Source organism: Rhizobium sp. Root274 (genome assembly GCF_001429245.1).
GTDB lineage: Bacteria > Pseudomonadota > Alphaproteobacteria > Rhizobiales > Rhizobiaceae > Allorhizobium.
In genome coordinates this window covers 392,696-407,069 of sequence record NZ_LMJE01000007.1, presented here as the reverse complement: position 1 = coordinate 407,069, position 14,374 = coordinate 392,696, and the positions used below count along the sequence as shown (strand labels likewise).

Below are 14,374 nucleotides of genomic sequence, written 5' to 3'. Positions count from 1 at the left end.
CGGGGAAGCCCGCCATTTTTCGTCATCGGTTGCGCTTGGGGAGTTCAGAACTCTTCCCATTCCGCGCCGCTCGGGGCCGGTTTGGCGCCCATAGCGGAGGCGATCTTTCCGGCGAGCGCGCGGGCGGGAGATGCGACCGGACGCGCGGTTGCGGCAACTGGTGCCGGGCGTGCGGAGGCGGGGGTGTGGGGCGACGCCGAGCGCGATGGGCTGCTGTTTGCGCCAGAATGGGCGGGGGCTTGTCGGTTGGCCGAGGCCTGGCCGAGGTTGAACTGAGCGAGACGCGAGGACAGCGACTGCACTTCCGACACCAGCGTATGCGAAGCCGCATTGGTCTCTTCGACCATGGCGGCGTTCTTCTGGGTGCCCTGGTCCATGATGTTGACGGCGGCATTGATCTCGTGGAGGCCCGTCGACTGTTCGCGAGCGGCTTCGACGATTGCCTGGACATTGGTGTTGATCTGCTGAACCTCGGCGACGATGGCCGACAGCGCTTCGCCGGTCTGGTCGACGAGCGAGACGCCATGCTTCACCTGGTCGCCGGAGGCGGTAATCAGGCCCTTGATCTCCTTGGCGGCGTTGGCCGAGCGCTGGGCGAGTTCACGTACTTCCTGGGCAACGACGGCAAAACCCTTGCCGGCTTCACCGGCGCGCGCCGCTTCGACACCGGCGTTCAAGGCGAGCAGGTTGGTCTGGAAGGCGATTTCATCGATGACGCCGATGATGTTGGAGATCGACTGCGAGGACTGCTCGATCGCGCTCATGGCGTCGATCGCGGAACGCACCACCTCGCCGGAATGCTCGGCACTTTCCTTCGTGCGGCTGACCTGCAGGCCGGCATCCTCGGCGCGCTGGGTCGATTCCTTGACCGAGCGGGTGATCTGCGACAGGGCGGCCGAAGTCTGTTCGACGGAGGCGGCCTGCTGTTCGGTGCGGCGGGCGAGATCGTCTGCGGCGGCGCGGATTTCGTTGGAGCCATTTTCGATGGTGGTCGCGTTTTCGCTGAAGGAGACGAGGGCTGCGCGCAGTTTTTCGATCGAATCGTTGAAGTTGCCGCGGATCTCGTCGAGAGCCGGCGAGAAGGGTTTTTCCAGGCGGACGGTCATGTCGCCGTCGGAGAGACGGGCGAGGCCGGCGCGCAGTTCGTCGACGACGAAGCGGATTTCCTCTTCGCGCGCCTTGTGCCCCTTGGAGCGTTCGACGCGTTCGATTTCTTCCTGCTCGAAGCGGGCCTGGGCCTCTGCTTCCAGTTCAACCTTCTTGCGGTTGCTCTCCAGGAGGATGCCCAGTGAGCGCGAGAGGTCGCCGATCTCGTCGCCCCGTTCCTTGTCCGTCAGTTCGACGTTGAGATCGCCCGAAGCGATGCGGGTTGTCTGATCGATGACCCGATTGATGCGGCCGATGAAGCCGCGGGCGAGCAGCCAGCCGACGAGGACTAGGAAGACGGTGGCACCGGCGATCACGAGGACGGAGGTCCAGACGGTCTGGGTGAGGGCGCCAAGCACAGTTGCGCTCGGGACGGCGACCACGACCTTCCACGTTGCCCCTTCGAAGGGTTCGATCGGAACGGCAATTGCCATGCGCTCGACGCCGTCTTTGTCCGTGATGGTCCCCACCGTGCCGGGGGTTTTCAGGACGGCTTGCCAACCTGCGACGTCGACCCCGCTGTCCTTGAGTGCCTTGCCCATGACATCCTTCTCCGGATGGCTGACAAAGGCGTTGGCAGAAGAGAGGAGGGCGATATAGCCATCACCGAGCGGACGGTTGGACGCCAGATCGGCTGCGGTGTTGTCGAGATCGATGTCGGCGCCGACATACCCGACCGCTTTGCCCGCATCGAAGACGGGAACCGAAATGGTGGTCATCAGGACGTCCTTGCCATCCACCGGATAGATGTAAGGTTCGAGCAGGGCCGGTTTGCCGGTCTTGACCGGCAACTGATAGTAATCGCCAATACCAGGCTTGTCATAGTCGAGCAGCACATCGGTCTTGATGGCGCCGCCGGCACGGTAAATATAGGGAACGAAACGACCAGTCTGGTCATGGGCCGGCTTGCCGACAAAATCCTTGTCCTTGCCGTCGAAAGCGTCAGGCTCCCAGCCCGTCGAAACGCCGATCGAACCGGGATAGGCTTCCAATGCCTGCTGCATCACGGCCATGACGGTGGCGCGATCGGCCTGCCCGTTGGCACGCAGGGCCATGATCGCGGTTTCCATGCCCTCGACCATCTGGTGGCCAACGCGCAGGCTCTGCTCGATTTCGGCTGCGGCATTGGAGGCGGCCATATGCATTTGGTTGATACCGGCACTGCGGATGTGGCCATAGGTGAGGCCGAGCAGCGTTGCGGCAACGGCAATTGTGGTGACGACACCGAGCCCGACGGTGGAAAAGATGTTCCGGCTCGTGGCGGATTTGAAGAGCATGGGCCGTTCCCTTATTAGCCTTTTATCAGCATGGCGACGGCAGGCGTCGCCGTATCGGCGCGCAGCCGAATCCAAGCTGGAATCTACCCGTCGATGGTTAAGTAGTCCTTTATATTCGACTGAACGGTTATGTTGCCGGCGCCCTTGTCAGGATGAGCGTTTCTCCCGATGGTGGCGCAACTGAGATGACGGCGGGGGGAGAGATGTTTCAGGCTTACGCTGACTACGACGGGCTTGGACTGGCGGAGCTGATCCGCCGCGGCGACGTGTCTGCCGGTGAAGTGCTGGAGGCCGCGATTGCGCGGATCGAAGCGGTTAATCCTTCGCTCAATGCCGTCGTGCGGCCGCTCTTTGAGCGCGCCCGCAATCGCCTTGCCGCCGGAGTGGGCGACGGACCGCTTTCTGGCGTCCCGTTTCTGGTCAAGGATCTCCTGGCGCAGATCGACGGCGTGCCGACAGGCAATGGCAACCGTCTCTGGGCAGGGCAGGTGGCGCGGGGCGACAGCGAGCTGGTTCGGCGCTGGCAAGCGGCGGGCCTTGTGATTGCCGGCCGGACGAACACGCCGGAATTCGGATTGACACCCTATACCGAGTCAGGCGCAAGCGGGCCGGCACACAATCCCTGGGATGTGAGCCGCACGCCCGGCGGTTCGTCTGGTGGATCGGCGGCGGCGGTTGCAAGCGGCATGGTGCCGATCGCATCGGGTGGCGATGGCGGCGGATCGATCCGCATCCCTGCTTCAGCCTGCGGTATCTTCGGGATGAAGCCGACGCGAGGCCGCACGCCTGCCGGTCCGTTCATCGGGGAAGCCTGGTCGGGCTTTGCCGTCGAACACGTGCTGACGCGCTCGGTGCGCGATAGTGCCGCCGTGCTCGATGCCACCCATGGGCCGGATGTCGGATCGCCGCATCCGCTGCCGGTGTTCGCCGGGTCCTATCTCGAAGCCGTCTCCCGGATGCCGGGGCGACTGAAAATCGCCGTCTCCAAGGCGCCTATGCTGGGCAAGGCGGTGTCGCCGGAGGTTCTTGCGGCTTTCGATGAGGCCGTCTCCTTGTTGACGGATCTGGGGCACGAGGTGGTGGAGGCCGCACCGCCGGTCGACCGTGAGGCCTTCTCGATGGCGTTTCTCACTGCTTTGGCCGGCGAGTTGCGGGCCGATATCGAATTCACAGCGAAGACCTTTGGTCTCAGTATCCGCCCGGCTGACTATGACGCGTCGTCGTTCGGAATGGGGCTGCTCGGAGATGGATTCTCGGCGGCCGAGCTGGTTGCCGCACACCGCTATCTCAAACTTGCCAGCCGTTCGGTCTTAGGCTTCTTCACCAGTTACGACGTGCTGATGACCCCTGTGCTCTCGTCGCTTCCGGTGAAAATCGGGGCGCTGCAGCCGTCTGCTGCGGAAAAGGCGCTGCTCAATGTGCTGGGTTATGTTGGCGGCGGCTGGCTGTTGAAGAAGCTCGGCATTGCCGAGCAGTTGGCGGCGCAGACCTTCGAATTCATTCCGTGGACGCCTGTCTTCAACGTCACCGGGCAGCCGGCGATGTCGGTGCCGATTGGCTGGTCGAAGGAGGGGCTGCCGATCGGCATGCAATTTGTTGGCCGCTTTGCCGACGAGGAGACGCTGTATTCGCTTGCCGGACAGTTGGAGCAGGCGCGGCCCTGGAAGGACAGGCGGCCCGCGCTTTTAAGCGCGGGCACACCTTCCGCTGCAAGCTTTACAGTCCCGGGACCACCAGAACCTTGACCTCACCTCGGCCCGGCGGGTTGGATACAACCGCCGGAGCCTCATCGAGCGAGACCTTGCGAGAAATCAGCCGCTCAACTTCGATCGTGCCTGACGCGATCAGATCGGCGGCCCGGCGATGGGTGAAGGGGTTGAGGAACGACGTGACAACCTTCACCTCGCGGAAGAGCAGGTCGAAGGGTTCGATCTCGATCTTTTCGCCCTGGGCCATGACGCCGAGGATGACGACGGTGCCGCCGGGGCGCACCAGTTTCATCGCCTGCTGCACCGTCTCGCCGACCCCTGCACATTCGAGCACCACGTCGACCCCGCCGGGGACAAGGCCTGCCGGGCCAGTGATGGCTTCGATGATATCCGATGCCGAGGGATCGACGCTTCCGGTCGCGCCGAGCTGTTCTGCGAGTTCGCGGCGCGAGGCCTGACGGGTGGACAAAATGACGGTGCTGGCGCCGGCAAGTCGTGCGAGCTGCACGGTCAGCAGGCCAATCACGCCGCCGCCGAGCACGACGACGGAGGAGCCCGCCTTGATCTCGGAAAGGTCGATGCCGTGCAGGCAGCAGGCGAGTGGTTCGCAGAAGGCGCCGAACATCGGGTTGAGATCTGGAGGCAGCAGGAAGGCCTGTTTCTGCGGCACGATCACGTAGTCGGCAAAACCGCCGTCACGGGCGATGCCGATCGCCTGCAGATTGCGGCAGAGATTGACCCGGCCGTTGACGCAGTGGCTGCAGCGGCCACAGGCGATGTTCGGATCGCCGGTAATGCGATCACCGATAGCAAAGCCGCTGACCTGCGGTCCGATGGCCTCGATGATGCCGGAGAACTCATGGCCGAGCGTCACGGGTGGCTTCGAGGGGAATTCACCGTGGAACAGGTGACGATCGGTGCCGCAGACGCCGCAGGCCTCGACGCGCACCAACAGATCCTCCGGTCCGGGCATCGGCTTGTCCACCTCGCGCGTGAACAACTGCCCGACACCCTCGAGCCGCATGGCTTTCATTGAATTCTCCTCCAAACTTGAATCGCCCCCGGGCGATACTTGCATGTGGAACAAAGCGCTGCCAATCCATAAATCTGATGGGGTGGGCGGATGCAAAACACGGCGCTTGCGGTCGACGGATCGACTTGCCGGCGCTAGATAGGCAAGTCTCTGCCAATGGGACGCTTTCCGATGATCACTGTGCATTACCTCGACAATTCCCGCGCGCACCGCATCCTGTGGCTGCTGGAGGAGCTGGGTCTCGACTACCAGGTCAAGGTCTATCACCGGACGAAAGAGTACAGGGCGCCTGAGGAATTGAAGGCGATCCATCCGCTCGGCAAGTCGCCTGTCATCGAGGATGGCGGCCGGATCATCGCCGAAAGCGGCGCGATCATGGAGTATCTGATCGAGACCTACGGCGGCGAGAGCTTGCGTCCGCCGGAGGGCACGGATGCGCGGCTGCGCTATCGCTACTGGATGCATTATGCGGAGGGCTCGGCCATGCCGCTTCTCGTGATGAAACTGATCTTTGCGCGCATTCCGGGGCAGGTGCCATTCTTCATCCGGCCGGTGGCAAAGATGATCGCTCAAGGGGTGGCGACGAAGCTGATCGATCCGCAACTTTCCGATCACCTGTCGCTCTGGATTGCGGAAGTCGCCAAGGAGGGATGGTTTGCGGGGAAGGAGTTTTCGGCAGCCGATATCGCCATGAGTTTTCCGGTCGAGGCCGGCATGACCCGCATCGACAAGGGACAGGACAAAGCAGCGCTTCGCGGCTGGATGGAGCGCATCCGAGCCCGTCCCGCCTATCAGCGGGCGCTGGGGCGCGGCGGGGAATACGGCTATTCCAACAGCTAAAGCTTGATGACGCGATGGAACGCTTTAAGCTGATATGGCGTTGACGACGGCAACAGCCGGAGAGGGGAACATCATGGAATGGAAGGGCCGTCGTCAGTCGGACAATATTGAGGATCGGCGGGGGCAATCCTCCGGGGGTGGCTTCGGTCGCAACCCGTTTGGTCGCTCCGGCATTCAGATCCCCATGGGCGGGAGACGGGGCGGTGGCCTCAGCATCGGCACCATCATCTTTCTCGCCGTCATCTATTTCGTGCTGAAGGCCATGGGCATCGACATGCTCCAGGTGCTGAGCGAGGGCAATGTCTCCAGTGGATCCGGCTATGAGCAACAGGTCGGCAGCCGACCTGCCGGCCCGGCGAATGACGAGATGACGGCCTTCGTCCGCACGGTTCTCGCCGAGACCGAGACGACATGGAACGGGATCTTCAAGCAGTCCGGCGAGACCTATGAGGAGCCGAAGCTCGTTCTGTTCGACGGGACGACGCGGTCTGCTTGCGGTCAGGCTTCCTCCGCCACTGGTCCGTTCTATTGTCCTGGCGATCGCAAGGTTTATCTCGACACCGCCTTCTTCCGGCAGTTGTCCGATCAGTTCAACGCCGCCGGCGATTTCGCCCAGGCCTATGTGATCGCGCATGAGGTTGGCCATCACGTGCAGAACCTCACGGGCGTGTTGCCGGAGTTCAATCGCCAGCGACAGGCGATGGGTGAGCGCGAGGCCAACCAGATGTCCGTGCGGGTGGAATTGCAGGCAGATTGTTACGCCGGCATCTGGGCCAAGTCTGCCGACAAGGAGGGCATTCTGTCTAACGGGGACCTGGAGGAGGCGCTCAATGCCGCTCAGCAGATCGGCGACGACACGCTGCAGAAGCGCAGCCAGGGCTATGTCGTGCCGGATGCCTTCAACCATGGCACCTCTGCCCAGCGCATGACATGGTTCAAGCGCGGTTACGACAGCGGCAATGTCAGCGCCTGCGATACGTTCTCGGGCAACATCTGAGGCGGCGACAAGAGACCGGCGGCCTTCAAGTGCGCCGGTCTTCGCGTTCAGCGGATCAGAAGGGCCGTCAGCCAGAGGCCTAGGCCGAAGACCGTGTGGGCAATGAGGTTCATGGCGCGGACCTTGTTCGGGTTCGGCGTTTTGGAGGCGGCCCAGCCGATGCCAAGCCCCGGCTGGAGGAGGAACCATCCGGCGGCGACGGTGATGATGGCCCAGATCCAGGCCGGCAGAAAAGTCGGTTGCGCCAACCATTGCGGGCCCATGATCAGAACGAGCACCACGCCATAGAGGATGCCGACGGCATAATGGCTGATCCAACCGAGCGCCATTTCGTGGCGATAGGGGGCTGCGTCTGCGATGCTCTCGTGAAAGACCCTGCCGTTCTTCAAATGATAGAACCAGCGACCGACTGGCGCCCAATTCGCTTTCGGTTGGCCAAAGAACGTGCTGAGCAGGATGGCCCAGAGGTCCATCGCAACGGTTGCGCCCGCGCCGATGATGACGCCGCGCCAGATCAATTCAAACATTTGGAAGCCGTTCTCTAAGAGGAGTATCGATGGCAGCATAGGCGTAGGGTGGGGCCGCAGGAAAGAGGCTCTGGTGTTTTCCCACTGAGAGCCACGTGATCACCATCGGTGAAAGGAGCAGAGCGCTGTCTGCCTCAAATTTCATCAAATTATGTGAAGTCTTGACGAATTAAATTGCACAGTGGTGAATTCCGCTTGCCGGTTGTGAGGGCTTCTCCTATCGCTCCTATACATGCCGCGACCAGCCCCTGTCTGGAAGCGGCTTTTTTCGTTCGGATGCCCGTCATGCAAGCCACCGCTTTTTCCCACGCCAATCCTTCTACCGTTGCCGGCAGCTGGCTTTCGCATGTCCGGGCGACGATGTCGCTCGGGGTGCCGCTGATCGGTGCCCAGCTGGCGCAGCTCGGCATTCATACCACGGATGTGGTGATCGTCGGGCAGTTGGGGGCCGTGCCGCTTGCCGCAATGGTGTTAGCCGGGCAGTTCTTCTTCACGATCTTCATCTTCGGCTCCGGCTTCTCGATGGCGGTCATCCCGATGGTCGCGCAGGCCTATGGACGCAGTGACGTGATCTCCGTGCGCCGGTCGATCCGCATGGGCATGTGGGTGGCGATCCTCTACACGCTGTTGACGGCGCCGCTGTTCTATAATGCCGAAGCCATTCTCCTGTCGCTCGGCCAGAAGCCGGAGGTGGCAGCACTTGCGGCGGGCTACGTGCGGATCATCCAGTTCGGCCTGTTGCCGGCGCTGCTCTTTGCCGTCTTGCGGGCACTGGTGAGTGCGACCGGCCGGGCGCGCATCGTGCTCTGGGTGACGCTGGGTATTCTGGTTCTGAATGCCATCCTCGCCTATTGCCTGGTGCTCGGCCATTTCGATTTTCCCGCGCTTGGCATGACGGGGGCGGCCATCGTCGCCGTCATTGTCCAGTGGGTGAGCTTTCTTGCCATGGTGTCCTATCTGCAGACGCGGGAGGAGACGAAGCGCTATGAACTCTTCGTCCGCTTCTGGCGGCCGGACTGGCAGGCGTTCCGCGAGGTTCTGCAATTGGGTTTGCCGATCAGTGTCACCGTGCTGGCTGAGGTGAGCCTGTTCACCGGCGCGTCGCTGCTGATGGGGCGTATCGGCACGATCGAACTGGCGGCCCATGGCATTGCGCTGCAGCTTGCCTCGATTGCGTTCATGATCCCGCTCGGTCTGTCACAGGCGGCGACCGTCAGGGTCGGGGTCGCGCATGGGCGGGGCAATTATGCGGAGCTGGTGCGGGCGGCGATCACCGTGACGGGGATTGCGGCAATCCTGTCTCTCACGGGCGGCATCCTGTTCATGGCGATCCCGCATCTGCTCGCCGGTGCCTTCTTGAACGAGCATACGCCCGACGCAACGGATGTACTTGCCTATGCCGGGCCGCTGGTTGGAATTGCCGGGATCTTTCAGCTAGTGGATGGCCTGCAGGCAATCGCAAGCGGGCTCCTCAGGGGTCTCAAAGACGCGCGCGTGCCGATGATCATGGCGCTGATCGCCTATTGGCCGATCGGCTTCCTGCTGGCCTGGCTGCTGGCATTTCCGCTGGGCGTCGGCGGTATCGGCATCTGGATCGGCTTTGTCGTCGGGCTGGCGAGCGCTGCCGTCATGCTATGCCTGCGCTTTTACCTGAAGGTCCGGCATGAAATGCAAACGGCCCGGGGATGAACCCGGGCCGCCAATCTCGCTTTGCCTGATACGTCTCAGCGCTCGGCCAGTGCCGGTTCGCCTTTGGTCTCCCGCACCATGTTGATGAAGCGGCGGAAGAGGTAGTGGCTGTCTTGCGGGCCGGGGGATGCCTCCGGGTGATGCTGCACGGAGAAGACCGGCTTGCCCTTGAGGCGCAGGCCGCAATTCGTGCCGTCGAAGAGCGAAACATGAGTCTCTTCAACACTTTCCGGCAGGGACTTGGAGTCGACCGCGAAGCCGTGGTTCATCGAGACGATCTCGACCTTGCCGGTGGTGAAGTCCTTCACCGGATGGTTCGCGCCATGATGGCCCTGGTGCATCTTTTCGGTCTTGCCGCCAAGCGCCAGGCCCAGCATCTGGTGGCCGAGGCAGATGCCGAAGAGCGGCTTGTCCGACTTGATCAGGTTCTGGATCGCGGGCACGGCATATTCGCCGGTTGCGGCCGGGTCGCCAGGACCGTTCGACAGGAAGACGCCGTCGGGGTTGAGTGCCAGGATATCTTCCGCCGAGGTGGTGGCGGGGACGACGGTCACCTTGCAGTCAAGGCCGGCGAAGAGGCGCAGGATGTTGCGCTTCACGCCGAAGTCGACGCAAACGATGTGGTACTTGGCGTCGGCTTCACCGAGCGTGGTGTGGCCTTCGGTCCAGCTCCAGTCCTTTTCGCTCCAGACGGAGGACTGGCCCGAGGTCGCGACCTTGGCGAGGTCGAGGCCTTCGAGGCCGCTCCAGGCCTTGGCTTCAGCCTTCAGGGCCTCGATGTCGAAATTGCCGTTCGGGTCATGGGCGATAACGGCATTCGGTGCGCCGTTTTCGCGGATCCAGGCGGTCAGCGCGCGGGTGTCGACCCCCGAGAGGCCAATGACGCCGCGGCTCTTCAGCCAGGCATCGAGGTGCGAGGCGGCGCGGTAGTTCGAGGGCTCGGTGATGTCGGCCTTGAAGATCGTGCCGACGGCGCCGTGACGGGCAGCGGGTGTCAGGTCCTCGATGTCCTCGTCATTGGTGCCGACATTGCCGATATGGGGGAAGGTGAAGGTGACGATCTGGCCGAGATAGGAGGGGTCAGTCAGGATTTCCTCGTAGCCGGTCAGGGCCGTGTTGAAGCAGACTTCCGCCTGAACCTTGCCGGTTGCGCCGATGCCGTGGCCTTCGATAACCGTGCCGTCGGCGAGAACGAGGAGGGCGGTCGGCTTGCGGGTTGTCCAGGGAGCTGTCGCGGTCATGGTCGTTCCTTGTTCGCCCGCGCCCCGGCCCTCTTGTCGAGGCAGGGTCGCAGGGCCATCTATGTTGCAGATCGAGGGCGCGCGAGGACGCGCGGTTTCAAGCCCTGATGACAATTTGCGTGCAGGTGCCGAGCAATAGACGGATCGATCGACGAGGTCAATTCGTCAGTGTCTTCGGCTCACGGATTTCTCTCAAGCCATTTCAATGGTTTGTGCAATTCGTTTGCACTGCGGAAACTGTCTGGATATGAGAAGGCAACCACGAACAAGGAAAAGCCACAATTTCCATCGTCCGCCCCGGCTTTTCCGCGGAGAAAACAATGCTACGCGATATACTCGCCAATGCGATGAAAGAGTCCCTGAAGGCCAAGGATGTCAGGCGGACCTCGACGGTACGTTTGATTCAGACGGCGATCAAGGATCGTGACATCGCCCATCGCGGCACCGGCAAGGATCCGGTGACCGATGACGAAATCATGCAGATCCTGATGAAGATGATCAAGCAGCGGGACGAATCCGCCCGGATCTATTCGGAAAATGCCCGTCCCGAGCTGGCCGCCCAGGAGCTCGAGGAAATCGAGATCATCAAATCTTTCATGCCGGAGCAGATACCGGAGGAGAAGGTGCGCGCGATCTGCCAGTCGGTGATCAGCGAAACCGGCGCGCAAGGCTTGCGTGATATGGGCAAGTGCATCAGCACGCTCAAGGAGCGCTATGCCGGCCAGATGGATTTCGGCAAGGCATCCGGCGTGGTCAAGGACCTGTTGAAGTAGACTGGAACCTCACCTTGCGCGATTTTGACGCCGCCTTCGGGCGGCGTCTTGCGTTTCAGCCCTTCAAGCGCTTTTGCTCGTCGACGAAGTGACGCAGGACCGCGTTGATGCGGGTCTGATAGCCCTTGCCGGTTGCCTGGAAGAAATCGACGATATCCGGGTCGAGGCGGATGGAGATCGCCTTCTTCTTGTCGGGAATTACCATCTTGGCCTTCGACCAGTCGATGTCCATGAAGTCCTGCCAGTCGGGATCGTCGCGCATGGCGCGCTCGATATCCTCGTCGGTCATGGCATCGACGCGTGCCCAGTCGGTTTGGTCCTCACCGCGAGCGATCATCTCCTCAATTTCTTTGATCGTATATCTGACGATATTTTCTTTGTTCATTTTCGTGTGCCGCTCTTGCTGAGATGATGCGGCAAATTTCGCCGCGCATGATGAAGACCACTGCGATCAGTCTCAGGGTGTCCGGACATATGGCGAGTGTTCGCATTTCGCCACTTCTCTCCGAGTGCATGTCGAGGCGTGGCCCTTTCAGTGCATCGGTCGCACGTGGAAAGTCGATGCCATGCTTTTCGAGATTGGTTCGACGCTTGGCCTCGTCCCACTCGAACGCCCATTCCTCCTGCGGGATATCGTCGAGACTGCGCATCGGCTGGGGTCCGTGAAGCTGACAGAATCCATTGTATATACAATCGTCATTGGAATCAACGGCTGTGAATAGCGGGTAAGTCGCGCGAAAGCCTTGGCGCCGCCCGCCATCCCCGCCTATATGAAGATCATAAATTCAGGTGACCGATGCGCTTTTCCAACGACTTCCTCGACGAGATCCGTGACCGCGTGCCGATTTCGGCCGTGGTGGGCCGCCGTGTGACCTGGGATCGCAAGAAGACAAACGTCTCGCGGCAGGATTACTGGGCCTGCTGCCCGTTCCACGGCGAGAAGAGCCCGAGCTTCCACTGCGAGGACCGCAAGGGCCGCTACCACTGCTTCGGCTGCGGTGTGTCGGGCGATCATTTCCGCTTTCTGACCGATCTGGAAGGGTTGAGCTTCATTGAGGCTGTGCAGCAGGTGGCTGACATGGCCGGCATCGCCATGCCGCAACCGGACCCGCAGGCGGAGCGGCGGGAGAAGGAGCGGACCACGCTGCAGGACGTCATGGAAATGGCGACGCAGTTCTTTCAAGACCAGTTGCAGACGGCAAGCGGCGCCAAGGCGCGGGCCTATTTGCGGGAGCGCGGCCTGACCGGCCGGACGATCGAGACGTTTCGACTGGGTTATGCACCGGAAAGCCGCAACGCTCTGAAGGAGTATCTGGCGGGCAAGGGTGTGCCGAAGGAGCAGATCGAGGCCTGCGGGCTTGTCGTGCACGGCCCGGAAATCCCGGTGTCCTACGACCGGTTTCGCGATCGCATCATGTTTCCGATCCTGTCGTCGCGCGACAAGGTGATCGCCTTTGGCGGGCGTGCCATGTCGCCGGATGCCATGGCGAAGTATCTGAATTCGAACGAGACCGAACTCTTTCACAAGGGCAATGTCCTCTACAACTTCTCCCGCGCCCGCCGGGCTCTGCAGGGGGCGGACGGTGCTGAAACGCTGATTGCCGTTGAAGGCTATATGGACGTGATCGCGCTTTATCAGGCGGGGATCGAGAATGCGGTTGCCCCGCTCGGCACGGCGCTGACCGAAAACCAGTTGCAACTGATGTGGAAGACAACGCCGGTGCCGGTCCTGTGCTTCGACGGGGACGGAGCAGGGCAGCGGGCGGCGTTTCGCGCCGTTGATATTGCGCTTCCGCATCTGAAGCCGGGGCAGTCAGTAAGGTTTGCCATGCTGCCCGATGGCAAGGATCCTGATGATCTCGTCAAGCATGACGGCCGCGCGCCCTTCGACCGGGTCATGGCCGAAGCCCAGCCGCTGGCGGCGATGGTCTGGACGCGGGAAGTGTCGAGTGGTGTCTTCGATACGCCGGAAAAGCGCGCCGAACTTGAGGCCAAGCTCAAGCAGGTGGTGACGGTCATTGCCGATGAAAATGTGCGGCGGCATTACCAGCAGGATATTCGCGACAGGCTCTATGCCTTCTTCCAGGGCAGCCAGCCGCAGCGCGGTGAACGCGGCAACTATCAGGGCAATGGGCGCGGCCAGGGGCAGGGCGGACAGGGACGGTTTGGCGGGCGCCAGCCCGGGCCGGTTGCAGCCGGGCGTGGTGCGATTTCGGATCGGCTCGCACGATCCGGCCTCGTGCGCGGGCATCAGGATCAACCAACCCTTCGGGAGACGGTGCTGGCGCTGACCATCGTCAACCACCCGACTCTGCTCGAAGACGAGTATGACGAGATCGCTGCGATTGAATTCGAGAATGCGGCCCTGCAGAAACTCTGGTCGTCGCTGCTGACGGCGGTGGCGGAGGCCGATCATGGCCTCAGCCGTGAGGTGCTGATCGGCAAGCTGGAGGTGCATGGCCATGGCACGCTGCTCAGGACGCTCGACCAGCAGATCCGAAATGCGCGGCTATGGACCGCGACCGAGATCGCGGCCGCCGAAGATGCCCGCGAGGGCTATCGCCAGGCGTTGTCGCTCTACAAGCGGGCACGGGCCTTGAAGCGTCAGCGCAAGGAATTGGAACGGGAAGTCGCGGAGGCGACGGAAGCAGATGATGCCGAGCGCATCGATCAGTTGATCAGCGCGCTGCACGAGGTGCAGTCAGAAGTTGCGCGGATGGAAAATCAGGAAGCGATCATCGATGGTTTTGGCGTGATGTCGGGCCGGGTGAAGGGAGCGGCCACCGGGCACCACTGACGGTTTGGATCCAGCTCGCTGTCTCCTTGCGCCGCATTTTAGCGTGGGGGAAGGTGTTTGGCCTTCAGCGTCGTGTCGAATCTGCTGCTCGCGCCGTGCCGGCCCTCTTGTTTCCAGGGGCTGGCGTCCTACATCTGCGAAGATCGGTGATAAAGACGCCGTTGAACGGCTTGTTTTGTTGATTTTCCGCGTATCTGCTGCAGAAGAGCTTGACGCCAGGAAAAATTGTGGGAATCACCAATTCAAGCACACAAGGGTGACGTGGGTTCTGACGGGTCTCTGGTATGATGATAGGTCATGCAGACAATCGAAGGTTCGGCGCTGCGACCGCAATGCCCATAGTTA

Annotated in this window: 12 protein-coding genes; 6 read left to right on the top strand and 6 right to left on the bottom strand. The window is 62.0% G+C overall.

Going from position 1 to position 14,374, the window contains the following annotated elements; all coding sequences use genetic code 11:
- Nucleotides 1-44: 44 nt before the first annotated feature.
- Nucleotides 45-2,423: a methyl-accepting chemotaxis protein gene (locus ASE36_RS10885; protein WP_062279168.1), complete on the bottom strand. Its 2,379-nt coding sequence runs from the start codon at nucleotides 2,421-2,423 to the stop codon at nucleotides 45-47.
- A 203-nt stretch (nucleotides 2,424-2,626) separates the two neighbouring features.
- Between ASE36_RS10885 and ASE36_RS10880 the strand changes: the two genes are divergently transcribed.
- Complete coding sequence (locus tag ASE36_RS10880) at nucleotides 2,627-4,168, top strand: amidase (RefSeq protein ID WP_062279165.1); 1,542 nt, start codon at nucleotides 2,627-2,629, stop codon at nucleotides 4,166-4,168.
- Here the strand turns inward: ASE36_RS10880 and ASE36_RS10875 are convergent.
- Nucleotides 4,140-5,165 (bottom strand): zinc-dependent alcohol dehydrogenase family protein, encoded by a 1,026-nt coding sequence (locus ASE36_RS10875; protein ID WP_062279163.1) that lies wholly within the window; start codon nucleotides 5,163-5,165, stop codon nucleotides 4,140-4,142. The two genes, ASE36_RS10880 and ASE36_RS10875, sit on opposite strands and share 29 nt — an antisense overlap.
- Nucleotides 5,166-5,336: 171 nt before the next feature.
- On the opposite strand from ASE36_RS10875, the gene ASE36_RS10870 reads away from it, so the two are divergent.
- The gene (locus ASE36_RS10870; RefSeq protein ID WP_062281237.1) at nucleotides 5,337-6,005 is read left to right on the top strand and encodes a glutathione S-transferase family protein; all 669 of its coding nucleotides are present in this window, start codon (nucleotides 5,337-5,339) and stop codon (nucleotides 6,003-6,005) included.
- Between the two features lie 73 nt (nucleotides 6,006-6,078).
- Nucleotides 6,079-7,002, top strand: coding sequence for a neutral zinc metallopeptidase (locus ASE36_RS10865; RefSeq protein WP_062279161.1), 924 nt, complete (start codon nucleotides 6,079-6,081; stop codon nucleotides 7,000-7,002).
- Between the two features lie 47 nt (nucleotides 7,003-7,049).
- On the opposite strand, the gene ASE36_RS10860 is transcribed toward ASE36_RS10865, so the two are convergent.
- Nucleotides 7,050-7,529 carry a DUF2938 domain-containing protein gene (locus ASE36_RS10860; RefSeq protein ID WP_062279159.1) on the bottom strand — a complete coding sequence of 160 codons (480 nt, stop codon included), beginning with the start codon at nucleotides 7,527-7,529 and terminating at the stop codon, nucleotides 7,050-7,052.
- Nucleotides 7,530-7,814: 285 nt separating this feature from the next.
- On the opposite strand from ASE36_RS10860, the gene ASE36_RS10855 reads away from it, so the two are divergent.
- Nucleotides 7,815-9,218, top strand: coding sequence for an MATE family efflux transporter (locus ASE36_RS10855; RefSeq protein ID WP_062281234.1), 1,404 nt, complete (start codon nucleotides 7,815-7,817; stop codon nucleotides 9,216-9,218).
- A gap of 35 nt (nucleotides 9,219-9,253) precedes the next feature.
- On the opposite strand, the gene carA is transcribed toward ASE36_RS10855, so the two are convergent.
- Nucleotides 9,254-10,459, bottom strand: a complete 1,206-nt coding sequence (gene carA / locus ASE36_RS10850; protein ID WP_062279157.1) for a glutamine-hydrolyzing carbamoyl-phosphate synthase small subunit — start codon at nucleotides 10,457-10,459, stop codon at nucleotides 9,254-9,256.
- A gap of 320 nt (nucleotides 10,460-10,779) precedes the next feature.
- On the opposite strand from carA, the gene ASE36_RS10845 reads away from it, so the two are divergent.
- Complete coding sequence (locus ASE36_RS10845) at nucleotides 10,780-11,232, top strand: GatB/YqeY domain-containing protein (protein ID WP_062279155.1); 453 nt, start codon at nucleotides 10,780-10,782, stop codon at nucleotides 11,230-11,232.
- Between the two features lie 55 nt (nucleotides 11,233-11,287).
- Here ASE36_RS10845 and ASE36_RS10840 read toward each other — a convergent pair whose 3' ends face one another.
- Nucleotides 11,288-11,569: a BrnA antitoxin family protein gene (locus tag ASE36_RS10840; RefSeq protein ID WP_320410149.1), complete on the bottom strand. Its 282-nt coding sequence runs from the start codon at nucleotides 11,567-11,569 to the stop codon at nucleotides 11,288-11,290.
- A gap of 4 nt (nucleotides 11,570-11,573) precedes the next feature.
- The gene (locus ASE36_RS22195; protein ID WP_082511011.1) at nucleotides 11,574-11,882 is read right to left on the bottom strand and encodes a BrnT family toxin; all 309 of its coding nucleotides are present in this window, start codon (nucleotides 11,880-11,882) and stop codon (nucleotides 11,574-11,576) included.
- Between the two features lie 146 nt (nucleotides 11,883-12,028).
- Here ASE36_RS22195 and dnaG point away from each other — a divergent pair, with 146 nt between their 5' ends.
- A complete protein-coding gene (gene dnaG, locus ASE36_RS10835) occupies nucleotides 12,029-14,029 on the top strand; it encodes a DNA primase (RefSeq protein ID WP_062279151.1) in 2,001 nt (666 codons plus the stop codon).
- Nucleotides 14,030-14,374 lie beyond the last annotated feature (345 nt).